We start from the raw sequence: 24,360 nt of genomic DNA on the forward strand, positions 1-24,360 counted from the left end.
CGAGCGATGCCGTCGTGGGTGAAAGGTGTGCCGTGGCAGATCCCGAGGTGGACCCGCTGATCGAACGGGTACGCGAGGCCTATGCCGCGGTCACCGACGAGGCGCGCGCCGACAAGGTCGCCAAACAGCACGCCCGCGGCAAGCTGACCGCGCGCGAACGGGTCGCGCTGCTCGCCAACGGCGGCTTCTACGAATTCGGCGCGCTCGCCGGACCCGGACCCGCCCAGGCCGGTGCCGCGCCGTTGGTCGCGCCCGGTGACGGTGTGGTCACCGGCATCGCCTACGTCGACGGACGCCCGCTCGCCCTGGCCGCGTTCGACTTCACCGTGCTCGGTGGCAGCAACGGCGCCACCGGCATGGCCAAGCTCGACCGCTGCGTGGAACGCGCACTCCTGGACAAGATTCCGCTCGTCATGCTGATGGACGGCGGCGGGCACCGCATGCAGGAGGCGCTCGATTCGCGACTGGCCGCACCGGGTTCGCGGCTGCTGATGCGGCTGGCCGATCTGTCGGGGTACGTCCCGATCGTTGCGGCCATGATGGGTCCCGGTTTCGGCGCCCCCGCCAATCTCGCCGCCTGCTGCGACTTCGTCACCATCGTGCGGGGGATCGGCACCATCGGGATGTCGTCGGCGCCGCTCGTGCAGGCCGCGACGGGGGAGACCCTGACCAACGACGAGATCGGCGGCGCCGACATCCAGGCCGAACGCGGTGTCGTGGACGTGGTCACCGACGACGAACACGAGGCCATCGACGCCATCCGGCTCTACCTGTCCTACCTTCCGCCCTCGGCCGACGGCGCTCCCGTGCTCGGCACGGCTCCCTTCGAACCCGGCGACCGAGCAGGCGAGATCGACGCACTCGTGCCCGCCTCGTTGCGTGCGGGCTACGACGTGCGCGAGGTGATCGAGGCCCTGGCCGACCGCGACACGCTCTTCGAACTCAAACGCACCAACGCGCCGAATGTGGTGACCGCGTTCGTGCGCCTCGGCGGACGCCCGGTCGGTGTGGTGGCCAACCAGCCGCTGCACCTGGCGGGTGCGCTCGACAGCGCGGCGTGTGAGAAGGCCGCCCATTTCGTGGCCGTCTGCGACGCGTTCGGCCTGCCGCTGCTGATCCTCATCGACCTGCCCGGTTTCCTGGTCGGTACCGCCGCCGAGGAAACCGGCCTGGTCCGGCGCAGTGCGCGCCTGGGCTACGAACTCGCCAACGCGACGGTGCCCCGCTTTGTCATCGTCACCCGCAAGGCCTACGGCGCCGCCTACATCGTGATGGGCGGCGGGCGAAGTGTCGACGCGGATCTGTCGCTGGCCTGGCCGACCGCCGAGATCTGTGCCATCCCCATCGACAGCGCCGTCGACGTGGCCTTCCGCGCCGACTACGAATCCGCCCCCGACCCCGCCGAGCGCCGCACCCAGCTCATCAAACTCTTCCAGGCCAATATCGATCCGCTGCTGGCCGCCGACGGGTTCGGCATCGACGACGTGGTCCTGCCGTCGCGCACGCGCGGGCTGCTGCTCGAGGCGCTGGGCCGCGTCCAGCCCCGCCGCCCCGACCGGGTGCCGGGCAAGCGGCGGACCATCTCGCCGATCTAGATCACAGCGGGCCGAGTCCACGCGGCGCGTAACAGGATTCGGCCCGCCTCGGACGCCATACTCGAGAGATGCCGATCAGAGCCGCCGCATCGACCTCGACCCCCTCCCGGCGGGACCGGCGACTATGACCGACTCGCCGGCCCGCTCCCTGACCGCCCCGCTGACCCGCGTCCAGAACTGGGTGGAGTCGACACTGGCCCCCGTGGCGACCGACGACGACGATCCCGCCGACGTCTCGCACGGCTGGTGGGAGCGGATCCCCGCCGACCTCGCCGTCCTGTTCAACCACGTCGACCACTTCCCGCCCCGCCTCCTCCCCGACCACGACCTGCTCACCCTGTCCGGTGCCCACCGCGTCTGGACGATGTGGCTGGAAATCATCGACGACCAGCGAAACCGGATCCCCGAGTACGCCGCCGCTTACGACCCGGCAACCCTCAGCGCCGAACCCGCGGGTTCACCCAGCGAACTCTTCCTCCCCGAATTCATCCCGTTCGCCGACCTCGACGGCTCCACCCTGTTCCTCGACACCCGCCCCGGCGCCCGCTCCGGCTGCATCGCCGAATACAGCGCCACCGGCGCCTCGGAGGGCGAACTATGGCCGTCCCTCACCCACCTGTTCACCACCCTCGCCGACAGCCTGGAATCCGGCACACCATTCGCCGGCCACCACCCCACCGTCACCGAAGCAACACTGCATTGGCGCAGATAACGCTCGGCGATCTAGAGGCGGGTGGGGGACCAGTGAGATTGGGTGCGGGTGATTTTCAGGACGGTGGTGGACAGGAGGATTCCTGCGGCGATGAAGAGGAGGGCGGCGACCGTGCGTAGGAGGCTGAAGGTGAGCAGGGAGTCGACCTCGGCGTCGCGCAGGGTTTGGATGGTGTCGTGGTCCTCGGAGATGCCGGCGACTGTCAGGACGGAGCCGGTCCAGAAGGTGAGCCAGGCGGCGAGCCAGGCGATCCACCAGAGGGGCACTAGGGGCGTGCCGCGTTGCTGGGGGTTCGACGCTCGCGCGATGTCGTGCAGGAACAGGGGTGGGAACCACAGTGAGACGACGGGGACCACCCAGCCCCAGAACGCCCATGGCGCGGAGAGGTGATGCTGTGCGAGGGAGACCAGCTGGGCGTTGTTTCGGGACCGCAGCATCCACACCACCAGGACGATCCAGGTGACGAACATCAACAGCACCGACAGCAGCCACATGCCGACCTCGAGCGGCATCATGATGTCGCGGGCCGCGTTGTACTCGGCGCTGCTCACGGTGCCCTCGTAGCGTCCGGAGACCGAGCGATAGCCGAGCCAGCGCACCACGACCCCGGCTGTTTCGAGCACAAGTATCACGGCGATCAGCGCCACCACCGCGGTCCCGAGTCCGCGCACGGCACGAAAAGCTATGGGATGACTCATTTTCCACTCCCCCTGTCGAGATTTCCCCACGGTACCGCAGCCTTGACCAGCCAGAAGGGCTTATCCAGGGCGCAGCAGATGCTCGCCGGGCTTCGTGTCGGTGCCCGAGCCTAGGCTCGGCAGTGCGACGATCATGAACGGCCGGATCGTCACCCGATCAATCCCTCGATAGGACGTATCGATGACCACCGAACGCAATCCATGGCTGGCGCTGTTCGCGCTGGTGGTCGGGTTCTTCATGATCCTGCTGGACATGACGATCGTCGCCGTCGCCAATCCGGCGATCATGGGCGCGTTCCACACCGACATCACCGACGTCATCTGGGTGACCAGCGCCTATCTGCTCACCTATGCGGTGCCGCTGCTGGTCACCGGGCGATTAGGGGACAGATTCGGGCCGAAGAACATCTACCTGATCGGGTTGGCGGTGTTCACCGGTGCGTCGCTGTGGTGCGGGTTGTCGGGCAGCATCGGGATGCTGATCGCGGCGCGCGCCGCCCAGGGGATCGGTGCCGCGCTGATGACACCGCAGACGATGGCGGTGATCACCAGGACCTTCCCGCCGGACCGGCGCGGTGCGGCGATGGGTCTGTGGGGTGCGGTGGCCGGTCTGGCGACGCTGATCGGCCCGATTCTCGGCGGCGTCCTGGTGGACGGGCTCGGCTGGGAATGGATCTTCTTCGTGAACCTGCCCGTGGGCGTCATCGCGTTCGGTCTGGCGATGTGGCTGGTACCTGCCTTGCCGACCAGCAAGCACAAGTTCGACTTCGTCGGCGTGCTGCTCAGCGGTATCGGCATGCTCGCCCTGGTTTTCGGTATCCAGGAAGGCAACGCGCAGGATTGGGCGCCGTGGATCTGGGCGTTGATCGCGTTCGGTGTGGTGATGCTCGTGCTGTTCGTCGTGAATCAGGCGCGCAATACCGGCGAACCGCTCGTGCCGTTGAGTTTGTTCGCCGACCGCAATTTCGCCTTGTCGAATCTGGCGATCGCCGCGATGGGCGCCGCCGTCACATCCATGATGGTGCCCGCCTATTTCTATCTTCAGGGCGTGCGCGAGATGTCACCGACCACATCGGCACTGATGTTCGCGCCGATGGCGATCGTCACCGGTATCGCGGCGCCGTTCATCGGTAAATTCGCCGACCGATTACCGCCTCGCCTGATCCCCACCGCGGGCTTCTCCCTCTTCGCCGCCTCCATCGTCGGTTTCGCCGTGCTGATGAAGCCGGATTCCTCGATCGTGGCGTTCATGATCGTCGGCGGTCTCGCCGGACTGGCCAACGCCTGCATCTGGGCTCCGCTCGCCTCGACCGCCACCCACAACCTGCCGGTCACCCAGGCCGGTGCGGGCGCCGGTGTCTACAACACCACCCGCCAGGTCGGTTCGGTCCTGGGCAGTGCCGCCATCGGCGCCCTCATCGCCGCCCGGCTCAGCGCCAACGGACTCAGCGGCGACGCCCCGATCGGTGAGGGCGCGAGCACCGGCCCCCTCCCACCCCACGTCATCGACGAATTCAGTACCTCGCTCGCCCAGTCGATGCTGCTGCCCGCCGCGATCCTGCTCGTGGGCGTGCTCGCCTCGGCCCTGTTCGTCGGCCACGCGAAGTCAGCGGCGGCGAAACCGGAAGTCGCTACACAGAGTTCCTGACTTTGAGGTGGAGCACAGCGAGTCACATTTCGGGACTCGGCGGTGTCGAAAGGCGTAGCCGACACCACGTCCCGAGGGGGACTGAAATGTCCACGCTGACAATCGACCCGAAACACGGCCGACCGCTCTGAGCGGATCCGTTCGTTCGCGTACTGGGCGGCCACCTTCCTCATCGTGTTCGAACTGGTCGCGGGTTCGGTACGGAACCTGCTGCGCATCGAATGGATCGACATCCAGTTGGTACACCTGAGCTACCCGGGTTGCTTCGCCTACCTGCTCGGTGCCTGGCAGGTAGGTGCCGCAGTCGTGATCCTCGCCCCCGGCTTCCCGCGCGTGAAGGAATGGGCCTACGCGGGCGCCTTCTTCCTGTGGTCGGGCGCGGTGGACCTGCACCTGATCGAAGGCGACGGCATCCAATCCTGGGGCCTGCCACTGATGTTCGCCGTCCTGGCCGTCGCCTCCCGGCAAACGCGCCCGGGCGACCGCCGCCTCCCCGGCGCGCCGGTCGAGCACCCGACCCGCGAATGGACGATCGCCCTCACCCTCCTCGTCGCCCTCTACGCGATGTCCTTTGCGACCCTGCCCGCCGTCGAGGACTTCATACACCAGAACGCCCTGATCCTCGGCTGGATCGCCGAGTAGGAACTGGCGCTTGCTACTCGTCGTGTGCCGGCCGTGGCGGGCGGCATCCCGTCGGGCCGAATTCTGCTTCGCCCCTTAGGCTATGACGGATCGATGCCTAGAGACGGTGGGGGCGGGCGTGAGCGTCTGGGGTGCGGGCGAGAACTTCGCGGGCTATGAGCTCGAGCGGGTGCTCGGTAGAGGCGGCATGGGTACGGTCTTTCTGGCCAGACACCCTCGACTGCCACGCATGGTGGCACTGAAGGTCCTCAACGAGGAGATGTTCGGCGACCATGAGATCCGGCAGCGCTTCGAGCGTGAGGCCGACCTCATCGCTCAGCTGGATCACCCGAATATCGTGGTCGTGCACGATCGCGGTGTCGAGGACAAACGGCTGTGGATCGCGATGCAGTATGTGCAGGGTTCGGACGCGGGCAGCCTAGACCCGGTAGACCCGACGCGAGCCGCACGGATCATCACCGACGTGGCCTCGGCCCTGGACTACGCCCACAATCGCGGCGTACTGCACCGTGACATCAAGCCCGCCAACATCCTGATCCACGATGCCGAACCGGGACGACCCGAACGGGTGCTGCTCGCGGACTTCGGTATCGCCCGGCTGCGTGATCAGGTCAACGGCCTCACACAGACCGGAACCTTCACCGCGACACTGGCATACGCCTCACCCGAACAGCTCGCGGGAGGCGAACTCGACGCACGCTGCGACCAATACTCCTTGGCCTGCACGCTTTTCGTGCTACTCACCGGAACCGTACCCTTCGCCGCGACCAACCCGGTCGCGGTGATCGGTGCCCATATGTCGGAACCCCCACCGTCGGTCTCCGCGCGACGGCCCGGACTACCTGTCCAATTGGATGCCGTGCTGCAGCGGGCCATGGCCAAGCGGCCACAGGACCGGTTCGCTTCTTGTTCAGAGTTCGCGCACGCGGTGCAATGGGCTCTGGCATCTCATGCCGATGTGGGTGCTCCTCGATCGGCTGCGGTCGCGAATCCTGCTGCGCAACAGACCTTGACCCCGGCGATGCTCGCCCGCGCCGGCACTGCGGTCATCGACGCGCGGACACCGCACGTTCCGCCGTCGACTCGCCCCACCGAAACACAGCCAACCGCGGGAAGGCTCTGGCCTGCGCTGTTCGCGATGGCCTTCGGCTTCTCCCTGATCGCGTTGTACTACTCGGCCAGTGGTCACGTGGTAGACGACTACGGCTATTCCGACTTGGAGATTTCCGATTCGAGCTGGATAGATGGTGCGTTTGTTTCGGGGTTTTTGGCACCGCTGCTGATTGCCGGTCGGCTCGGTGACCGCTTCGGACCGAGAGCCGTCTATTTGTTCGGCATCGTGGTCTTCGCCGCTGCCACGGCGTTGTGTGGCGCATCGGTCGACGGCGCGATGTTCATCGTCGCGCGCGGGGTTCAGGGGCTCGGCGCGGCGTTGATGGCCCCGCAAGCGATCGTTGTCATCACCCGTACTGTTCCGCCGGACAGACGCGGTCGGGCGATCTCTCTGTGGGGAGTGATGACAGGTGGGACGCTGCTGTTCGTCGGCATCGCGGCTGCTTACATCAGCGAAGAGTGTGCCTGGCGAGCGCAGTTTTACGCCGGGGTGCCGCTCTGTGTGGTGGCGCTCGTACTCGCGCTGCGACTGGTGCCCTCGTTGTCGGCTTCGGTCCGCAATTTCGACCTACTCGGGTCAGTGCTGAGCTGTATCGGTGTCTTCTCGATGGTGTGGGGTGGCCAGCGACTCCGTGGGGCGGAGTCTGCGTCCGATGTCCTCGCTTGGGTATTGATCGCTGCAGGCCTTGTCGTGCTCGCCGGGTTCATCCTGAGTCAGGTGCGTTCCGGTAGTGACGCATTGATACCGTTGCGGATTTTCCGTCGCCGGAACGTCGCGTTGTCTACCCTGGGTATCGTGCTGGTGAGCACTGCGAGCAGTGCGCTGGCGGTCATCGTTACCGTTTACCTGAGATTCGACGCCGAAGTGCGTGAGTACGCCCCATACAGCCCAGATGCCAGTGACCCGACGGATTCGATAGTTGCCTCATTGCAGACGACTTCATCGTACTGGGACTCGATGGTGATGGTGCTGATAGTCGCAGGTCTTGCGGCGTCGATGATGGGAACGTTGGCCGATCGGGGATCCCCCTGGGTGCTGCCGAGCATAGGATTCCTGTTGTTTTCCGCGGCAGCGTTTTCGTTGTATCTCATCGTCTCCAACAGTCCGTCCGAATTGTGGACTCTCGGCGTTCTGGCTGCGGGGGCACTCGCCGGCGCCGCAGTCGGAACATCCTTGACCGCAGAGGCATCCCGATCCTTGCGCGAGGAGCAGGCCGGTGCTGGAGCAGGCATATACAGCCTCTCCATACAGATCGGCATAGTTCTGGGCGGAGTGGTCACCAGTTCAATTCTCGCCGATCGGTTCGGTTCATCGGATTGGGAGGAAAATTACCGGGACTATGCCTTCTACTTGCCGGGCTTCCCGGGTCATCAGAGCGGGGCCTATCTGGCATTTCGAGACTCGCTCTGGTTCCTTGCGGTGATTCTCGTAGTCGGAGCGCTTGCCGCAGCGTCGTTGAGGTCCAAGAAGTCTCAGCGGCTGGATTGAGTCACCGTTCTTTGCGTGCACAGGTACCGTGGGGTCGGCGCGTCGATATCGAAAGTGCGCTGGTCACGGGCCGGGATAGGTAGTCTGCGCGGCATGACAGCACGTTCTCTTCGTCGATTCGTGTCTGCAGTGTTCTTGGCAGCCGCGATTCCGGTGGTATCGCCCGTCCAGTCCGCGCTCGCCGCGCCCTGCTCCGATGTGGAGGTGGTGTTCGCGCGGGGGACCGCGGAGCCGGGTGGGGTGGTCGGGGTGACCGGGATGTCCTTTGTCGAGGCGCTACGGGCGAATGCCGGTGGGCGGTCGGTGGGGGCTTATGGGGTCGACTATCCGGCCAGTAGTGACTTCGCGGATCGGCTAGGGTTCGCGCAGTCGGTTGTGCGGGGGATCGACGATGCGCAGCGGCGGGTGGAGTTCGTCGCTGAGAATTGTCCCGGCACGCGGATCGTGCTCGGCGGGTATTCGCAGGGTGCGGCGCTGGCCGGGTTCGCGACGGGTGCCGGTGTGCCCGAGGGGGTTCCGCCGGAATACGAGCGGTACCTGCCCGAACCGATGCGGGGCGAGGTGGTCGAGCACGTCGCCGCCGTCGTGCTGTTCGGCAAACCCTCCGAACGGTTCCTGCGTGACGCCGCCGCGCCCGCGCTGTCGATCGGCGCGTCCTACCGGAACAAGACCATCGACCTGTGCATCGACGGCGACAACATCTGCGACGGTTCGCCGCTGGCCTACCCCAATGCCCTGCACACCCTCTACAGCGTCAACGGAATGACCGTCACCGCAGCCCAATTCGCGGCCCAGCGGTTCTGAAACGTACCGAGAACAACGAAAAGGCCGGTTGCACAAAGCAACCGGCCTTTTCTGATCAGCTACGTCAGCTGTAGATCTTGTCGACCTCACCGGCGTACTGCTTCATGACGACGGCGCGCTTGAGCGACATCTTCGGGGTGAGCTCGCCCGTCTCCTGGGTCCAGTCGACCGGGAGGATACGGATCTTCTTGATGGCCTCGGCCTTGGAGACCTTCTTGTTGGTCTCGTCGACGGCGGCCTGGATCTCGGCGACCAGCGCCTCGTTCTCGATCAGCTTCTCGATCGCGGTGTCGGCGGCGACACTGTTGCGGTCCTTCCAGCCCGGCAGGGCCTCGGGATCGAGGGTGATCAGGGCGCCGATGAACGGCTGCCCGTCACCGACAACCATCACCTGGCTGATCAGCGGGTGCGCGCGCAGGGAGTCCTCGAGCACGGCGGGGGAGACGTTCTTGCCGCCCGCGGTGACCAGGATTTCCTTCTTGCGGCCCGTGATGGTGATGAAGCCGTCGGCGTCGATGGCACCCAGGTCGCCGGTCTTGAACCAGCCGTCCTCGAACGCTTCGGCGGTGGCTTCGTCGTTCTTCCAGTAGCCACCGAACACGACCGAACCCTTGAGCAGCAGCTCGCCGTCCTCGGCGATCTTGGCGGCGTGGCCCTGGATCGGGCGACCCACCGAACCGACCCGGATGTGGGTCGGGGTGTTCACGCTGAACGCGGCGGTGGTCTCGGTCAGGCCGTAGCCCTCGTAGATGGTGACGCCGACGCCACGGAAGAAGTGGCCGAGGCGCGCGCCCAGGGGGCCACCACCGGACACGGCGGCCAGGCACTGCCCACCGAGAGCGGCACGCAGCTTGCTGTAGACCAGCTTGTCGAAGACGAAGTGCTTGAGCTTGAGCAGCAGGTCGGGGCTGCCCTTCTCGAGCGCCTCGCTGTAGGCGATGGCCGTCTCGGCGGCGGCGTCGAAGATCTTGCCCTTGCCGCCGTCGTGCGCCTTCTGCTTGGCCGAGTTGTAGACCTTCTCGAACACGCGCGGCACCGAGAGGATGAAGTCCGGCTTGAACTCACCGAACTGTTCGACCAGCGTGGTCCAGTCCGAGGAGTGGCGGATGGTCACCTTGGAATCGAAGGCGATCAGCGCGACCGCGCGGGCGAACACGTGCGCCAGCGGCAGGAACAGCAGGGTCTTCTGGCCCTCGGCGACGAACGCGCTGAGCTCGATGCCACCCGAGCGCGACTCGGCCCACAGGTTGGCGTGGGTGAGCTGCACGCCCTTGGGCTTGCCGGTGGTACCCGAGGTGTAGATCAGGGTGGCGGGCGAGGCCGCGCCGACCTGCTTGCGGCGCTCGTGCACCACGGCGTCGTCGAGGTCGGCACCACGCTCGATGAGGGTGTCGACGGCGCCCTTGTCGATCTGCAGGGTCTCGGCGAGCGCGGGCAGCGACGCGGCGTCGATCTCGTCGATGGTCGCCTTGTGCTTGTCGTTCTCGACGACCAGCAGCTTGGTCTCGGAATCCTGCAGGATCCACTTGGCCTGCTCGGCGGCCGAGCTGTCGTAGATCGCGACGGTCACGCCACCGGCGGCCCAGATCGCGAAGTCGAGCAGCGTCCACTCGTATCGCGTGGCCGCCATGATCGCGACCCGGTCGCCCAGTTCGACGCCGGAGGCGATCAGGCCCTTGGCGACGCCGGTGACGGCTTTCGCAAATTGTGCCGCCGTGACGTCATTCCAGCCGCCGCTGCCGTTCGGAACGTTGAACAACACCGCGTTCGGCGTCTCCTCGCCGAAGCGGAAGACGTTGTCGGAATTGTTCGCATCGTCCGGGATGGTGTAGGAAGCCGGAACTTCGAACTCTCGCATCAGTGCCCTTCCAGTGGGTTCTACTCGCCAGTAATCTACGACACGTTCGGCCCGGTTGCGATATCGCCGCCCGAAATGCCCGTCACCTGGCTTTATCGTAAGTCGTCTATCGATACGGGCTGGATTGCTTCCCGCAGGAAGTCCGCGAGTTCGCGCAGCGCGAGCGCGGCCTCGGCGACCAGCGCGGCCTGCAGTTGCGCGACGTGCCAAAGGCCGCGGGTTTCGGTGAAACGGACGTGAACGCCCGCTCCACGCAGGGCCGAGACGAGCGTGCGGCACTGGTCGTGCAGAAGTTCGCTCACATCGACCTGCACATAGGTGGGTGGCAGGCCGATCAGGTTGCCCGACAGCGGGGCGTAACCCGCGGTGGTGGCGTCGCCGTCGCCGAGGTAGTGGGCGGCGCACAGTCGCGACCACGCCCGGTTGATCACCAGGTCACGGTCGCGGCTCGGCGGGTCGGTGGGGTCGACCCACGGTGCGATGAGCCCGAGCGCGGCCGGGGTCATCTTGTGGCGTTCGATCAGCCGCTGGGCCAGCGCGAGCGCGAGTCCACCGCCCGCCGAATCGCCGGCCAGACAGATCTGATCCGGCTGGTAGCCGACGTTGTTCACCAGATCGAGGAACGCGGCCTCGGCGTCGTCGAGGCCGGCCGGGAAGGGGTGCTCGGGCGCCAGCCGGTAGTCCAGCGAGTACACCGCACAGCAACTCTCCAGCGCCAGCCTGGCGACCAGGGAGCGGTGGGTGGCCAGCGAACCGACCACGTAACCGCCGCCGTGCAGGTACAGGATCGCGCCCGCGGCGCGCTCCGGCGGGACGGCCCGGGTACGCGAACCCGGGATCGCGATCTCGGCGATCACCCGCTCGGCGGGGCGCCCACCCAGCTGCAATTGCTGCACGACGGCGCCGTCGGGCATGAATTGCAGCCGGGAGGACACGTCGAGCATGGTGCGCTGCACGGCGACGGGCAGTCGCGCGTGCAGCGTCACCCGGAAGACCGGATCGAGCAGCGCGCGAACCACCGGCAGCGGAATCTTGAACTCGCGCATGGCGTTTTCCTGGATCTCGAGAGGGTCAGTGCGGCATGAAGCGGCCGTTGACGGCGGCCGAGATCCGGTTGTAGCCCGAAGCCAGGAAGCGCACGCTCACGTCGAGCACCTTGGCCTCCCAGCCGATCAGCACGCGCGCGTGACCCTTGCGCACACCCTCGGTGATGGTCTGCGCGGCCATCTCCGGGCTGTGGATCGCCAGGTACTTGTCGAACAGCGACGCGGTGTTGGCCTTGTCGATGCCCTCGGCGTAGGTGGCGTTGCGGGCGACGGCGGTCTTGATGCCGCCGGGATGCACGCAGGTGACCTGCACGGGCGTCTTCGAGACCTTCATCTCCTGGTACAGCGCCTCGGTGAAGCCGCGCACCGCGAACTTGGCCGAGTTGTAGGCCGCCTGGCCTGGCACGGTGACCAGACCGAACAGGCTCGACACGTTGACCACGTGGCCGTCACCGGACTCGATCAGCATCGGCAGGAACGCCTTGGTGCCGTTGACGACACCCCAGAAGTCCACGTCCATGATGCGTTCGATGTCTTTGAACTCGGTCTTCACCACGTCGCCGTGGTAGGCGATGCCCGCGTTGTTGTACACCTGGTGCACCACGCCGAAGTGCTGCTTCACCGAGTCGGCGTAGACCAGGAAAGCCTCGCGCTCGGCCACGTTGAGCCGGTCGGACTTCACCTGCGCGCCCAGTGCCTCGCACAGCCGGACGGTCTCGGCCAGGCCTTCGGTGTCGATATCGCTCAGTGCCAGCTTCGCGCCGCGCTTGGCCAGGTTCTCGGCCAGCGCGCGTCCGATGCCGGAGCCGGCACCGGTGATCACACATACCTTGTTCGTGAAGTAAGCATCTTTGCTCACTGTGCTGCCACCACTTTCAGATCGGCGCCGGGGGCGTCTGCGGTTGTCGTATTGTAGGCGGAAACGTCGAAATGCTTTGTGATCCTGCGGAATTCGAACGTGAAGTCCGGCCACAGGGTGGTGTTGTTGCCGTGCTTGTCGAGGTACCAGCTGGCGCAGCCGCCGGTATTCCAGACCGACTTGCCGAGCTTGTTCTGCAAGCCGGTGTTGTACTCGCGCAGAATGTCTTCGCGTACCTCGACAGTTTTCAGGCCGAGATTGTCGATGGTAGCCAGGGCATCGCTGACGTAATTGATCTGCGATTCGATCATGTACACCATCGAGGTGTGCCCCAGGCCCACATTCGGGCCGACCAGGAAGAACATATTCGGGAAGTTCGCGATCGCCGAACCCTTGTAGGCCTGCTGGCCGATCTCGTCGAACACCTCCGACAGGGTGCGCCCGTCGCGGCCGACGATGTTGTTGTAGGTCGGCGAATCGGTGACGTGGAAGCCGGTGGCCACGATCAGGGCGTCGATCTCGCGCTCGGTGCCGTCCTTGGTGACGATCGAGCCCGGCTTCACCTCGGCGATGCCGTCGGTGATCACGTCGACATTGTCGCGATCGAGCGCCGGGTAGTACTCGTTGGAGATCAGCATGCGCTTGCAGCCGATCCGGTAGTTCGGGGTGACCTTCTTGCGCAGTTCGGGGTCGCGGATCTCGAACTGCAGCTTGGCGCGCGAGAGGGCTTCGAAGCCCTTCATCAGCACCGGGAACTTGGCCAGGCCGACGACCTGGGTCTCGCGCGCGGCGTAGATGGCGGCGCGGCTGAGGCGCTGCACGCCCGGAATGTGCTTGAACGCCAGGCGTTCCGGCAGCAGGTAGGGGCGGTCCATCCGCGGCAGCAGCCAGGGGGCGGTGCGCTGGTAGACGTCGAGGGTGGCGACCTTGTCGGCGATGGCGGGCACGATCTGGATCGCCGAGGCGCCGGTGCCGATCACGGCGACGCGCTTGCCGGTGAGGTCGGCGTCGTGGTTCCACTGCGCGGAGTGGAAGATCTCGCCCTCGAACTCGTTGATGCCCTTGATGTCGGGCAGCGCGGGCTCGCAGAGGGCGCCGACCGCGCTGACGACGGTGTCGGCGGTGAATTCGCCCTGCGTGGAGCTGATCTCCCAGCGGCTGGTCTCGTTGTTCCAGTGCACGCGGCGCACGTCGCAGTCGAAGACGTGCCGGTCGAGCACGTCGTAGCGCTCCGCGACGCTCTTGATGTACGCCTGGATCTCGCCCTGGCGCGAGAACGAGCGGGTCCAGTCCGGGTTCAGCGCGAAGGAGTACGAGTACAGGTGCGAAGGCACGTCGCAGGCGGCGCCCGGATAGGTGTTGTCACGCCAGGTGCCGCCGACCTCGCTGCCCCGCTCGAGCACGAGGAAGTCCTCGCGACCCTGCTGGGACAGGCGGATGGCCAGGCCGAGACCGGCGAAACCGCTGCCGATGATGATCGTCTTCACGTGGCGGGCGCGGTTGTCGACGGTTCGGGGTTCGACAACGTTGTCTGTAACCTTGCGACTCATGTAATGCAGACTACGTCGCTATTGAGCCGGAGTCAACAGCTATTGAGCATAGTTCAGTAGTGGCTAGGATGGTCGATGTGAGTAGCAGAAGTTCGGGAGCGACCAAGCGTGTCCGGCTCGGCCCGGAGGAGCGGCGACTGCAGCTGATCCACCTCGGCGCCGAGATGCTGGCCGATCGACCGCTCGAGGACATCTCGGTCGACGACATCGCCAAGCAGGCGGGCATCTCGCGGGGTCTGCTGTTCCACTACTTCGCCTCCAAGCAGGAGTTCCACGAGGCGATCGCGCGGCACGTGAGCACCGAGTTCTACACCGCCGTGATGCCCGACCGCGAGTTGTCGCTGTTCGACATGCTGCGCGATTCGATCGAACGGTTCGTCGACTACGCCATCGGTCATTCCGCGGCCTACCACTCGGTGTTGCGCGGTCCCGCCAGCCGCACCCCCGACATGACCGACTACGTCAACGAGACCCGCGCCGCCATCGCCGATCTCATCGTCAGCGAACTGCCGCTGCCGCCCGACGACCCCGACCTGGCGCGACTCACCCTCGCGATCCGCGGCTGGATCGCGTTCGTGGAGGAGACGATTCTGACCTGGATGGTCGAAAAGCCCATCAGCCGTGAGTCTTTGGTCGATCTGCTGGTCGAGTCGCTGCCCGCGCTCGCCCTCAGTCCCGCGTTGATCTCCGCGCTGCGGGGTTGAGCGTCAACCGTTCTCGCGCGGTTTCGCGCGGAAGTGGGCGCGTTCGCCCTGTTTGCCGAACAGGCTGAGGAACTCGACGGGCTGGTTGTCGGCCGCGCCGAACCAGTGCGGGACGTGGGTGTCGAATTCGGCTGCCTCGCCGGGGGTGAGGACGATATCGTGGTCGCCGAGGATCAGGCGTAGACGGCCGTTGAGAACGTAGAGCCATTCGTAGCCCTCATGTGTTTGGGGCGTGTCGGGCCGGTCGCGGGCGCCCGGGGGGATGACGATCTTGTAGGCCTGGATGCCGCCCGCGCGTTTGGTGAGCGGGAGCATCGCCATGCCGTGCCTGGTCACCGGGCGCAGGTGGATGCGTGGGTCGCCGGTGGGTGGGGCGTCGACGAGTTCGTCGAGGGTGACGCCGTGTGCCTTGGCCAGGGGGAGCAGCAGTTCCAGGGTGGGTTTGCGGTCGCCCGATTCCAGGCGCGACAGGGTGCTCACCGAGATCCCGGTCTCGGTGGACAGGTCGGCGAGTGTGGTCTGGCGCTGTTTGCGCAGGGCGCGCAGACGGGGGCCGACCGAGTCGAGGGTCTGTTCGAGGTCGTCCATGTCCATCAGTTTGCCATAGCGGCAAACATGCTTGCCAGTTTTTCGTCCGTTGGTGCACTGTGAATTCCCGAAGGAGGTCGACATGACAGAGCTGAACGAGTCCTACGACGTGGTGGTGATCGGCGGGGGTGCCGCCGGGCTGAACGGTGCGTTGATGCTTGCGCGGCAGCGGCGATCGGTGCTGGTGATCGATGCCGGTGCGCCGCGCAACGCGCCCGCCGACGGGGTGCACGGGCTGCTGGGGCGGGAGGGGATGCCGCCACTGGAGCTGGTTGCGCTCGGGCGCGAGGAGGTGCGTGGGTACGGGGGCCAAGTGGTGACCGGCGAGGTGGTCGCTGTCGACCGTGTCGGCGACTCCGCCTCCACCGATCCGTCCGGAAACGAGGACGCCTCGCGCGAATTCCGGGTGGAGCTGGCGGACGGCCGGTCCGTCTTCGCACGGCGCATCCTCGTCACCACCGGGCTCGCCGACGAGCTGCCACAGATCGCCGGACTGCGCGAACGCTGGGGGCACGACGTGCTGCACTGCCCGTACTGCCACGGCTGGGAGGTGCGCGATCAGCGGATCGCGGTCCTGGCGACCGGACCGATGGCGGTCCATCAGGCGCTGCTGTTCACCCAATTGACCGACGACATCGTTTTCCTGTCACACACGGCTCCGGCTGCTGACGAAGACGCGGAAAAGCTTGCGGCACGGGGTGTTCGCGTGGTCGACGGTGAGGTGGTCGAGGTGCTCGCCGACGGCGGAAAGCTGAGTGGCGTCCGCCTCGCCGACGGCACCGTGATCGACCGGGACGCCCTGGTCGTCGGCCCCCGCTTCAGCACCCGCGCCACCTTCCTCACCGACCTCGGCCTCACCCCCGAACCCCACCCGAGCGGAATCGGCGACCACATCCCGGCCGACCCCATGGGCCGCACCTCGGTCCCCGGCGTGTGGATCGCAGGCAACGCCACCGACCCGATGGCCCAGGTCGGCGCGGCCGCCGCGGCCGGTGCGATGGCGGGCGCGCAGATCAACGCGGAGCTGGTGATGGTTGACACCGCCGAGGCTGTCGCGCGGCTCCGGGCTTCGGAAGGCGCCGCTGTCACTGGATGAGCTCCGGCCCCGGCGCATCGAACGGTGCGCCGGGACTGCTGGTCATCGGCCATTGCCGAACGTGCAGCGGGAGCGGGTTCGTCGCCTCTGCTCATCGCCCACGCGCGCGTCGCGCGAGAGCTTCATCGATGGCGCTGGTCAACAGTGCGCGTGCGTCGTCGGCGGAGATCTGGCCGACGGTGACGTGTAGGGCCAGGCCGTCGAGGAGGGCCAGCAAAGCGCTGGCTGCCTTCGTCGGCTCGGGGTGGTAGGGGAGCAGTGTCGCGATGTGGTCGCGGAAGCCTCGGCCGTTGGTTGCCAGGGTTTCGGCGATCTGGGGGCGGACCGAGGCGAAGGCCAGGTAGCCGATCAGGGTGCGGGTGTCGGCGGTGGATTCGGCGTCGGTGGGGAGGAGGGCGATGAGGATCTGGTGCAGGTCGGGGTCGGGGCCCGCGGCGGTGATGCGCTCGCCGATTCTGCCCGCGATGGTGGTCGCCGCGAATTCCATCATCGCGTCCTTGGTGGGGAAGTAGTGCTGCACCTGACCTGCGGAGACGCCCGCCTCGGCGGCGACGTGGCGCAGGCTGACCGCTTCGAGCCCGTCGCGGGCGAGTAGCCGCATGACGGCGTCGCTGATCTCGGCCCGGCGCGAACTGTGATCCACCCGTTTCGGCATGCGGCCATTCTTTCACGATGCACTTGTATTGCCATGGTGCGGCTCTTTACAATGCAGTTGTATTGCAAAGGAGGTCGCCATGCGCCCTGTCCTGCGGCTCGTACGCCGTTTCTTCCGGTTCGAAATCGATCTGTGGGTGAGCCTCGGCCGCGCGATCACCCGCAGGCCCGACATCGCGGACGGCACCCCGATCCGCTACGCGGGCGCCATGTCGGCCATCCTTTGGGCGTTCGTCGTGGTCAGTGCGGTGGAGATTCCCGCTGTGCACCTGATCATTCCGTGGGCGCCGGTCCGCCTGGCCGCACTGGCACTCGGCATCTGGGGACTGCTGTGGATGCTCGGCCTGCTGGCCGCTCACCACGTGTACCCGCACGTCCTCACCCCCGCCCACCTACGCGTTCGCTACCTGCGCCGCACAGAACTCGCGATCCCCCTCTCCGCCCTGCGCGCTGTGCGCCCCGACATGCGCGGCTACGACGAATCGAAGTCGTTGCACCGCACAGCAAATGGAACCATCGCCCTCCCGGTCGGCAGTTCCACCAATATCCGCCTGGAACTGGCCGCGCCCCACACCTTCTCCACACCACAGGGCGAGCTGACCTCATCGACCATCGCCTTCTGGGCCGACGACCCACAAACCGCCATCGGCGCCATCAAGGCCGCGATCCCGAAGCAGCACTCCGAACCCTGATCACCCCGGCATCGGCGCATCCTCGGGAAATCGCCGCACCACCTCGATCGTGCCGACGATATTGCGGTTGAACTCGGCGAGATCCTCTGCCGGGATCCAGTATTCGAGGATCTCGCGTCCACCGGCCTGGTCTCGGCTATCTCGGGCCGAAGGTTTCGAGGCCGGTCACGCGGAGGAGGTCGAGGGCTGTGGCGGTGGGGGTGTTGGGCGGTGCGGAGTAGATGACGATGGTTTGGTCGGTGTGGGGGACGTGCATGGCGTCGCAGTCGAGGGTGAGGGTGCCCAGGTCGGGGTGGGCGATGGTTTTGGTGAGGCTGTGCATGGTGCTGGAACGACCTGCTTGCCAGTGGGACTCGAATTCCTCGCTGCGCGTGCGTAGTTCGGTGAGCAGGCGGGTGAGGTCGGGGTCGTCGGGGTAGGTGGCCTTGACGGCACGCAGGCAGCCGACGCAGGCGGCGGCGTTGCTGTCGGCCTCCTCCGGTGTCATGACGACGCGGCTCATGCCGGTGCCGAGGAAGCGCTGCCACATGATGTTCCGCTGCTCGGGCGGGATGGCTGAGAAGTCGCCGAGCAGCGCGGCCGACAGCGGATTCCAGGCGAGGATGTCGGATTTCGCGGAAAGGACGAGCACCGGAAGGTCGGTGAGCCGGTCCAGCAGTCGCTGGACGCTCGGCCGGATGACCATCGGAATCCGCCCGGCCTGCGGTGGTTCGGAACCGGCGAGCCGGTAGACCAGGTCTCGATCGACATCGGTGAGCCGCAGCGCCCTGGTGAGCGCGCCGAGGACCTGATCGGACGGCTTGGGCCCGCGCCCTTGCTCGAGACGCACGATGTAATCGACACTCACGCCGGCCAGGCTCGCCACCTCCTCGCGCCGCAGCCCGGGTACCTGTCGGCGCGCTCCGGCGGGCAGGCCGACATCGACGGGCGAGAGCCGGGAGCGCGCACCGCGCAGTACCGTCGCCAATTCCGCTCTGTCCACGTTTCCATGGTGCCGCAGGTCGGTGGTGGCGGGGTGGTACCGCGAATCCCATCCCCCTGTGCGGCACGGCATAAGCTTCTGGGCCAACCCCGCCGGCTTCGGTGGTGGTGATCGCGGCGGTCCTGCTGCTGCGCGGCATCCGCGTCGCCGGTGCACAGGTCGCTTCGCCTGTTCTCGCTCGATAGGGCGTGGTACCGCCCGTCCTATGCCTCTCCGGCACTGGAGCGTGGCTCGCTGTGGCGTGAATCTGGATGCATGACACAGACCATCGCCCTGGTGACCGGGGCAAACAAAGGACTCGGCCGTGAAACGGTTCGCCGGCTGGCGGGCTCGGGTTGGCAGGTGTTCCTCGCCGCTCGCGACACCGGGCGCGGTAGGGCGGCGGCCGTCGAACTTGCCGCGACCGGTGCCGACGTCAGGTTCGTCGCGCTGGACGTGACCTCCGACGACTCCGTCATGGCCGCGGCGGACACAGTGAAATCCGAAGCGGGCCGCCTCGATGTCCTGATCAACAACGCCGCCATCGGCGGCCCACATACCGCGCCGAGCGAGACCGGGCCCGAAGACCTGCGCGAGGTGTTCGAAACCAATGTCTTCGGGCCGATCCGGGTGACCAACGCGTTCCTGCCGCTGCTGCGCCTGTCCGGGCATCCACGCATCGTGATGGTCTCCAGCGGCATCGGCTCGATCGCCACCATCACCGATCCGAAGTGGGCAGGCCTGCTGCCACCGGCCCTCGGCTACCCGAGCACCAAGGCCGCGCTGAACATGCTCACCGTCATGTACGCGAGCGAACTCGACACCATGAAGGTCAACGCCGTAGATCCCGGCTATACGGCGACCGACCTCAACGGGCACAGTGGTTTCCAGACCGTCACCGAGGGCACCGACGCGATCGTGGCCATGGCGACGATCGGCCCCGACGGAACCACCGGCGCATTCGTGGACCGCATCGGCACCGCGCCGTGGTGAAGTTCGGCGCCGTGCTCGCTGCGGCGGTGCTGGTAGTAGCCGCCTATCTGATGACAACGGAGGACGCAGTGGCCGACCAGAAATCCGACACCGTGCTCTCGATCGGCCTGCACCCCAGCGCCGTCGACTACAGCCGTTACCCGCAGCTCGACGAAGCGACCCTCACCGCCCGTATCGCGGCAGGCGAGAACGCCTTGCGCGAAGCGGGTTTCGACATCGTCACCTGCCAGGTCCCGGCCGACCCCGACGCCGCCGAGGCGACCCTGCGCGACTGCGCCACGGGCAGGGCGTTCGGGGTCGCGATGATCGGCGCCGGGGTGCGGATGGCGCCCGAGCACACCGTGCTGTTCGAACGCCTGATCAATGTGGCGACCGAGATCGCGCCGGGAATCCGGTTCTGCTTCAACACTTCTCCGGAGACGACCATCGACGCGCTGCGCCGCGGATTGCAAGCCCGCTGACCATCGGCAGTCGAGGCGCGCTTGCCGGGAATCGGACCTGCGGACCTCCGGCCTGGGGAAAGCGGTCCTACTTGTGGCCGCCGCCGTGGTCGTGGCCGCCGCAGGTGTCGGTGCGTCGACCGTCCGTGGCCGCCTGCCCGGCGCCGTGACCTTCCAGCGCCGCGAACGGGCCGCATTCGTGCGGGGCGATCCACACGTGCACCATCGGGTTGCCCGCGCCGGGGTTGATCGAGTTCGGCGGGCAGTTGCCCTGCTCGTCGGTCACGCCGGCAACCTGGGGGCCGTTGTCGCCTGCCTTCCAGCACAGGTTGTCGTGCACGTGCCACTGCATCAGCGGGCCCGCGTAATCGGTGAGGGCAGGGTCGTCGATCTTCTTGCCCTTGGCCATATACATGGCCGACACCAGGGTGCGGTTCTGGCCGTCGACCCGGTAGACCAGCGATTCCGGTCGCGTCGGGTCGAGGAAGCTGTCGTCGCGGATGTAGCCGGTGTTGATCCAGTGCTCGTAGCCGGTGGCGGCATCGCCGATCGAGCGGAAGCCGAGTGCGCCGATGGTGGTGACGTCGGCGAAGGCGGGCAGTTTCGCGAGGGTGTTCTGGATCAGGGCCGTCGCGCGCTGCTCCTGTTCGGCGGTGACGCCCGGGACGCCGGAGATATCGATCGGCTTGCCCGGGTCGAACGCCCGAGGCCAGGAGTCACCGTGGTCCTCGCCCGCCGCGTGCGCGTGATCGTCGCTGTCGCCGTGGCTGTGCACATGCCCGACACCGTTGAGCATGGCCGCCAGCGCCAGCACACCGACGGCCGCGGCCGCGAACCCGGACCGCATGGGCGGCAGGGTCGCGCCGGGCCGCACCAGTGCGACGGCCGCACCGAGGACAGCGAGCGCACCCAGCGCCGCGCACACGGTATCGGCGACGGCCGGTGCCTCCGCTGTCAGCCCGGTGACCCACGGGATATCGGCGAACCGGGTGAACGCCCACACCGCAACCGCGAACGCGTTCACGGCGGCCAGCGCGGACACGACGATCTTGCGATCACTCAGCAGCACCGCCAGCCCGACGGCGCATTGCATCGCGGCGAGCACGACCATCAGCCGCGCCAAGGTGGCGTGTTCGGTGTGCATTCCGGCGGCCATGAAGTGCACCGCCCCCGCCCCGACCGACGAGATCCCGCCGAGCAGCAGAAATCCGTTGCGTCCGCTCACCTGTTGTCTCCAATCCGGTAGTTCGCCGCGGACATTACTGGGCAACAGTGAGTGGGGCGTGCCGCATGCCTGAGGAAACTCTGTGACCCAGGTCTCCGATGCCGTTGTCACATCGAGACCATTACGGTGGTTAACGATCTCCGGGCGAGTCGCGAATTTCGGAGCATGAGTCTGAAAAGCAAGCAAGGTCAACGGGTTTCGGTTCAGGTCGGGGTGGCCGCCGCAGCGGCCGTTACCGCGCTCGTCGGGTTCAGTGGTCCGGCGGCGGCATTGCCGTCGGATCAGGTCGTCCGATTCGTACCGACACTCGTCCGGGTGCCGGGAGGATGCTCGGCCATCGTCAACGCGGAAACCGTGCCCCAGCCACAGGCCGGGCACCTCGGTGTTCGCGTGAAAATCATTCAGGACGGACAGAACTGCCAGCCGTACCGGATCTCGGTGCGGTGGAAGAACCTCGACACCGGTCGTGAGAACAGCCAGTCCCACCGAGTCGACGCCAACGGCGTCATCGAACAGGCGCCCGACGGGGTGATCACCGGTTTCGGCATGGGCCCCGGCCCCGGCCGGGTCGAGGCGAAGATCGTCGCCACCTCCGACACCTACCCGCAACACTATGACCTGGAACAGCTTTCGGGTCAGGCCTGGATCACCCTCAACGGATAGAACGGACAGCAGCAGGGGCGGAGCCGACCGGATCCGCCCCTGCTGGGGCGTGTTCCGCCGCAGTGAGACGGTTGCCCGACCGCCCGACTGCCCTTAGATTCATCCGTGATCGGGTGGGCCCTCAGTTCCGCTCAGGGTGCGGCGGGTGAAGCGGAGGTGGGGTCGGGGTGGCGGTGGAGCCCGGGACGGTGTTCGCCGGATATGTGATCGAACGACTGCTCGGCGCGGGTGGCATGGGGTCGGTGTACCTCGCGGAGCACCCTCGCCTGCGGCGGCGGGTCGCACTGAAGGTGCTCGGTGACGGGATATCCACCGACGCCAAGGCGCGCAACGCCTTCGAACGAGAGGCGACGTTGGCCGCTCGACTCGAACACCCCAATATCGTGCCGGTGTACGACCGCAGCGGGCCCACGGATCCGGTGTTGTGGCTGTCGATGAAATACGTCGACGGTGGCGACGCGATCGGATTGCTCCAGACCGATTCCGCCGGTCTCGCCCCGGACCGTGCTCTGCGGCTGATCCAGGGTGCCGCCGCCGGACTGGATTTCGCGCATGCGCACGGGGTGCTGCACCGCGACGTGAAACCGGCCAACCTGCTGATCGAACGCGACCACGCAGGACAGGAAACCGCGCTGCTCACCGACTTCGGGATCGCCCGCAGTCTCGATGACACCGTCACGCTGTCGGCGATGGCCGCCACCTTCGCCTACGCGGCACCCGAACGGTTCGCCGGCCACACGGTGGACCATCGCGCCGACATCTACTCCCTCGGCTGCACGCTGTTCCAGTTGCTCACCGGTCGGACGCCGTTTCCGCGTGGTGATCAGGCGGCGGTGATCGCCGCGCATCTGGGCGCGGCACCGCCCCGGCCCACCGAGTTACGACCCGAGCTGCCGCGTGCGATCGACGCGGTCATCGCGACGGCGATGGCGAAACGGCCGGAGGACCGATTCGCCCGCTGCGCCGACCTCGCCGCAGCGGCGATCAGAGCGTTCGACAGCGGTCCGTGGGCCCGCGCGCCGTTCCCGGGCCGGTTGCCGACCGATCCGGTCGCGGCCGGTGCTCCTGGCGCCTCGCCAGGTCGACGGCGGACCCGGATCGCGCGAACGCTCCTGCCCTCGGCGCTCACCGCCGTGCTGACGACAGCCACGGTCGCGTTGCTCGTCGTGATGACGACTACCGACCTGATCCGTGGCCAGCCGACCCGGGTCTACACCACACAGAGTGTCGCGAACGCCTGTGACCTGCTCGATCTGTCCGCGCTCGAACAGCTCGGTGGGGCGCCGCCCGATTCGCCCATCCATTCCGAATCCGTTGACTCCGAGCCATATTCGTCCCACCACTGCTCGGTCTCCTACCGGGGTTTGGCAGCCACTGTGCTTGCCAAGGTCGTGAACGATGGACACGGCGCCGAGGCCTTCTTCCGCCACGACTTGGAGTTGGTTCGTCTGGGCGGGGCCAGCACGATCCGGGTGGACCACCGGCCCGAGCTCGCTGACGACTCCTACCTCTACGTGCGCCGACTGCCGTACATGTACGGCCCGACCTGCGAGCTCGGCCTCTTCGACGACAACGTGGTCGTCGCCGTGACGTTGAGCACGCCCGCGGAGTCGAAGGTGGACGATTCGGAGATGGTGACGGCCTGTGAGCATCAGGGCCGAATACTCTGGGAGCGCCTCGGATGACACCACGACGGTTCTCGCTGCCATGGACGGCTGCGGCAGTGTCGGCCTGCTCGCTCGTGGTGGTCACCGTGATCGCCGCCGCGATGTGGCTGGGTCGCGAGGACGGGGCGGCGGACTCGCGGTGGACGCCGGGCACACCGATCGACACCCCGACCTCGCGCAAGTACCGCGAGCTGGAGCAAGGCAATCACTGCGAGCTGATGGATCTGGCCGAACTCACGCGTCGCGGCAGCGCCGGGTGGCAGCAGGAGGATCACGAGCCCCTCGGGTCGACCGGCTACTGTTCCGGCACTTTCGGTGACCTCACTGTGTCGCTGGGCTTCTATGTCGCGCGGGCGGGAGGCGACCGGCGAGGGGAGCACGACAGGTTCAAACATCTTGTCGGCGGACGTGTCTCGGATCCGAATACGAGCTTCGAATACCTGGCCGGGCTCGGCGAGGACGCCTTCGTCCGGGAGAGTGCCCACGAGAACGGGCGCGCGGTGACAGAAGTGCGGATCGGCGTGCTCGACGAGAACCTGCGCGTGGACACCACGCTGACGATCAACGGCGATCGAATCAGCCGCGCCGAGCTGCGACAGCTGACCGAACACCACGTTCGCGTGGTGATGCGCAACCTGCGGGCCTGACAACGGCGAACGCCGG

Annotated in this window: 23 protein-coding genes; 14 read left to right on the forward strand and 9 right to left on the reverse strand. The window is 66.9% G+C overall.

Annotated features, from left to right (window positions below; genetic code table 11):
- Positions 1-32 precede the first annotated feature (32 nt).
- Both AB0F86_RS13500 and AB0F86_RS13505 read left to right on the forward strand, forming a co-directional pair.
- A complete protein-coding gene (locus AB0F86_RS13500; RefSeq protein WP_356985583.1) occupies positions 33-1,595 on the forward strand; it encodes a carboxyl transferase domain-containing protein in 1,563 nt (520 codons plus the stop codon).
- A 124-nt stretch (positions 1,596-1,719) separates the two neighbouring features.
- Positions 1,720-2,307, forward strand: a complete 588-nt coding sequence (locus AB0F86_RS13505; protein ID WP_356985585.1) for a hypothetical protein — start codon at positions 1,720-1,722, stop codon at positions 2,305-2,307.
- An 11-nt stretch (positions 2,308-2,318) separates the two neighbouring features.
- Here AB0F86_RS13505 and AB0F86_RS13510 read toward each other — a convergent pair whose 3' ends face one another.
- Positions 2,319-3,005 carry a DUF4328 domain-containing protein gene (locus AB0F86_RS13510; RefSeq protein ID WP_356985586.1) on the reverse strand — a complete coding sequence of 229 codons (687 nt, stop codon included), beginning with the start codon at positions 3,003-3,005 and terminating at the stop codon, positions 2,319-2,321.
- A gap of 181 nt (positions 3,006-3,186) precedes the next feature.
- Between AB0F86_RS13510 and AB0F86_RS13515 the strand changes: the two genes are divergently transcribed.
- From AB0F86_RS13515 to AB0F86_RS13530, 4 genes are all read left to right on the forward strand, one after another.
- On the forward strand, positions 3,187-4,653 hold the full coding sequence (locus AB0F86_RS13515; RefSeq protein ID WP_356985588.1) for a DHA2 family efflux MFS transporter permease subunit: 1,467 nt from the start codon (positions 3,187-3,189) through the stop codon (positions 4,651-4,653).
- Between the two features lie 174 nt (positions 4,654-4,827).
- Positions 4,828-5,295 carry a DoxX family protein gene (locus tag AB0F86_RS13520; RefSeq protein ID WP_356985590.1) on the forward strand — a complete coding sequence of 156 codons (468 nt, stop codon included), beginning with the start codon at positions 4,828-4,830 and terminating at the stop codon, positions 5,293-5,295.
- Between the two features lie 118 nt (positions 5,296-5,413).
- Positions 5,414-7,897, forward strand: coding sequence for an MDR family MFS transporter (locus tag AB0F86_RS13525; RefSeq protein WP_356985592.1), 2,484 nt, complete (start codon positions 5,414-5,416; stop codon positions 7,895-7,897).
- 120 nt (positions 7,898-8,017) lie between these two features.
- Positions 8,018-8,701 (forward strand): cutinase family protein, encoded by a 684-nt coding sequence (locus AB0F86_RS13530; RefSeq protein WP_356985593.1) that lies wholly within the window; start codon positions 8,018-8,020, stop codon positions 8,699-8,701.
- A 64-nt stretch (positions 8,702-8,765) separates the two neighbouring features.
- Here AB0F86_RS13530 and AB0F86_RS13535 read toward each other — a convergent pair whose 3' ends face one another.
- The 4 genes from AB0F86_RS13535 to AB0F86_RS13550 all read right to left on the reverse strand — a co-directional run bounded on the left by AB0F86_RS13535 (position 8,766) and on the right by AB0F86_RS13550 (position 14,014).
- Positions 8,766-10,559, reverse strand: coding sequence for a long-chain fatty acid--CoA ligase (locus AB0F86_RS13535; protein ID WP_356985595.1), 1,794 nt, complete (start codon positions 10,557-10,559; stop codon positions 8,766-8,768).
- 92 nt (positions 10,560-10,651) lie between these two features.
- On the reverse strand, positions 10,652-11,605 hold the full coding sequence (locus AB0F86_RS13540) for an alpha/beta hydrolase (protein WP_356985597.1): 954 nt from the start codon (positions 11,603-11,605) through the stop codon (positions 10,652-10,654).
- A 25-nt stretch (positions 11,606-11,630) separates the two neighbouring features.
- The gene (locus tag AB0F86_RS13545; protein ID WP_225278808.1) at positions 11,631-12,464 is read right to left on the reverse strand and encodes an SDR family oxidoreductase; all 834 of its coding nucleotides are present in this window, start codon (positions 12,462-12,464) and stop codon (positions 11,631-11,633) included.
- Positions 12,461-14,014: an NAD(P)/FAD-dependent oxidoreductase gene (locus tag AB0F86_RS13550; RefSeq protein WP_356985599.1), complete on the reverse strand. Its 1,554-nt coding sequence runs from the start codon at positions 14,012-14,014 to the stop codon at positions 12,461-12,463. The genes AB0F86_RS13545 and AB0F86_RS13550 overlap by 4 nt, the downstream gene beginning before the upstream one ends.
- Before the next feature lie 68 nt (positions 14,015-14,082).
- Here AB0F86_RS13550 and AB0F86_RS13555 point away from each other — a divergent pair, with 68 nt between their 5' ends.
- Positions 14,083-14,718: a TetR/AcrR family transcriptional regulator gene (locus tag AB0F86_RS13555; protein WP_356985810.1), complete on the forward strand. Its 636-nt coding sequence runs from the start codon at positions 14,083-14,085 to the stop codon at positions 14,716-14,718.
- 3 nt (positions 14,719-14,721) lie between these two features.
- Here the strand turns inward: AB0F86_RS13555 and AB0F86_RS13560 are convergent, their stop codons facing one another.
- Positions 14,722-15,306, reverse strand: a complete 585-nt coding sequence (locus tag AB0F86_RS13560; RefSeq protein WP_356985601.1) for an XRE family transcriptional regulator — start codon at positions 15,304-15,306, stop codon at positions 14,722-14,724.
- An 82-nt stretch (positions 15,307-15,388) separates the two neighbouring features.
- On the opposite strand from AB0F86_RS13560, the gene AB0F86_RS13565 reads away from it, so the two are divergent.
- Complete coding sequence (locus AB0F86_RS13565) at positions 15,389-16,402, forward strand: NAD(P)/FAD-dependent oxidoreductase (RefSeq protein WP_356985603.1); 1,014 nt, start codon at positions 15,389-15,391, stop codon at positions 16,400-16,402.
- Between the two features lie 91 nt (positions 16,403-16,493).
- On the opposite strand, the gene AB0F86_RS13570 is transcribed toward AB0F86_RS13565, so the two are convergent.
- Entirely contained in the window at positions 16,494-17,057 is a 564-nt protein-coding gene (locus AB0F86_RS13570) for a TetR family transcriptional regulator C-terminal domain-containing protein (protein WP_356985605.1), read from the reverse strand.
- 79 nt (positions 17,058-17,136) lie between these two features.
- Here AB0F86_RS13570 and AB0F86_RS13575 point away from each other — a divergent pair, with 79 nt between their 5' ends.
- A complete protein-coding gene (locus AB0F86_RS13575) occupies positions 17,137-17,748 on the forward strand; it encodes a hypothetical protein (protein WP_356985607.1) in 612 nt (203 codons plus the stop codon).
- 136 nt (positions 17,749-17,884) lie between these two features.
- Here AB0F86_RS13575 and AB0F86_RS13580 read toward each other — a convergent pair whose 3' ends face one another.
- On the reverse strand, positions 17,885-18,730 hold the full coding sequence (locus AB0F86_RS13580) for a helix-turn-helix transcriptional regulator (RefSeq protein ID WP_356985609.1): 846 nt from the start codon (positions 18,728-18,730) through the stop codon (positions 17,885-17,887).
- A 255-nt stretch (positions 18,731-18,985) separates the two neighbouring features.
- Here AB0F86_RS13580 and AB0F86_RS13585 point away from each other — a divergent pair, with 255 nt between their 5' ends.
- A complete protein-coding gene (locus AB0F86_RS13585) occupies positions 18,986-19,702 on the forward strand; it encodes an SDR family oxidoreductase (protein WP_356985610.1) in 717 nt (238 codons plus the stop codon).
- Positions 19,699-20,163 (forward strand): hypothetical protein, encoded by a 465-nt coding sequence (locus AB0F86_RS13590; RefSeq protein WP_356985612.1) that lies wholly within the window; start codon positions 19,699-19,701, stop codon positions 20,161-20,163. Before AB0F86_RS13585 ends, AB0F86_RS13590 begins: the two co-directional genes overlap by 4 nt.
- A 67-nt stretch (positions 20,164-20,230) precedes the next feature.
- Here AB0F86_RS13590 and AB0F86_RS13595 read toward each other — a convergent pair whose 3' ends face one another.
- The gene (locus AB0F86_RS13595) at positions 20,231-21,367 is read right to left on the reverse strand and encodes a hypothetical protein (protein ID WP_356985614.1); all 1,137 of its coding nucleotides are present in this window, start codon (positions 21,365-21,367) and stop codon (positions 20,231-20,233) included.
- Positions 21,368-21,532: 165 nt separating this feature from the next.
- On the opposite strand from AB0F86_RS13595, the gene AB0F86_RS13600 reads away from it, so the two are divergent.
- The 3 genes from AB0F86_RS13600 (at position 21,533) to AB0F86_RS13610 (ending at position 24,344) form a co-directional block, all read left to right on the forward strand.
- Positions 21,533-22,030, forward strand: a complete 498-nt coding sequence (locus AB0F86_RS13600) for a hypothetical protein (protein WP_220139005.1) — start codon at positions 21,533-21,535, stop codon at positions 22,028-22,030.
- Between the two features lie 167 nt (positions 22,031-22,197).
- A complete protein-coding gene (locus AB0F86_RS13605; protein ID WP_356985616.1) occupies positions 22,198-23,715 on the forward strand; it encodes a serine/threonine-protein kinase in 1,518 nt (505 codons plus the stop codon).
- Complete coding sequence (locus AB0F86_RS13610) at positions 23,712-24,344, forward strand: hypothetical protein (RefSeq protein ID WP_356985618.1); 633 nt, start codon at positions 23,712-23,714, stop codon at positions 24,342-24,344. The genes AB0F86_RS13605 and AB0F86_RS13610 overlap by 4 nt, the downstream gene beginning before the upstream one ends.
- The last annotated feature ends 16 nt before the right edge of the window (positions 24,345-24,360 follow it).

This window comes from Nocardia sp. NPDC023733, from assembly GCF_040639775.1.
In the GTDB taxonomy this organism is placed as follows: Bacteria; Actinomycetota; Actinomycetes; order Mycobacteriales; family Mycobacteriaceae; genus Nocardia; species Nocardia rosealba.

Bases quoted from the DNA above. Each gene is read 5' to 3' on its own strand.
- AB0F86_RS13505 (WP_356985585.1), top strand. From the start codon at position 1,720: ATGACCGACTCGCCGGCCCGCTCCCTGACCGCCCCGCTGACCCGCGTC.
- AB0F86_RS13510 (WP_356985586.1), bottom strand. From the start codon at position 3,005: ATGAGTCATCCCATAGCTTTTCGTGCCGTGCGCGGACTCGGGACCGCG.
- AB0F86_RS13515 (WP_356985588.1), top strand. From the start codon at position 3,187: ATGACCACCGAACGCAATCCATGGCTGGCGCTGTTCGCGCTGGTGGTC.
- AB0F86_RS13535 (WP_356985595.1), bottom strand. From the start codon at position 10,559: ATGCGAGAGTTCGAAGTTCCGGCTTCCTACACCATCCCGGACGATGCG.
- AB0F86_RS13540 (WP_356985597.1), bottom strand. From the start codon at position 11,605: ATGCGCGAGTTCAAGATTCCGCTGCCGGTGGTTCGCGCGCTGCTCGAT.
- AB0F86_RS13550 (WP_356985599.1), bottom strand. From the start codon at position 14,014: ATGAGTCGCAAGGTTACAGACAACGTTGTCGAACCCCGAACCGTCGAC.
- AB0F86_RS13555 (WP_356985810.1), top strand. From the start codon at position 14,083: ATGGTCGATGTGAGTAGCAGAAGTTCGGGAGCGACCAAGCGTGTCCGG.
- AB0F86_RS13560 (WP_356985601.1), bottom strand. From the start codon at position 15,306: ATGGACGACCTCGAACAGACCCTCGACTCGGTCGGCCCCCGTCTGCGC.
- AB0F86_RS13565 (WP_356985603.1), top strand. From the start codon at position 15,389: ATGACAGAGCTGAACGAGTCCTACGACGTGGTGGTGATCGGCGGGGGT.
- AB0F86_RS13570 (WP_356985605.1), bottom strand. From the start codon at position 17,057: ATGCCGAAACGGGTGGATCACAGTTCGCGCCGGGCCGAGATCAGCGAC.
- AB0F86_RS13575 (WP_356985607.1), top strand. From the start codon at position 17,137: ATGCGCCCTGTCCTGCGGCTCGTACGCCGTTTCTTCCGGTTCGAAATC.
- AB0F86_RS13585 (WP_356985610.1), top strand. From the start codon at position 18,986: ATGACACAGACCATCGCCCTGGTGACCGGGGCAAACAAAGGACTCGGC.
- AB0F86_RS13600 (WP_220139005.1), top strand. From the start codon at position 21,533: ATGAGTCTGAAAAGCAAGCAAGGTCAACGGGTTTCGGTTCAGGTCGGG.
- AB0F86_RS13610 (WP_356985618.1), top strand. From the start codon at position 23,712: ATGACACCACGACGGTTCTCGCTGCCATGGACGGCTGCGGCAGTGTCG.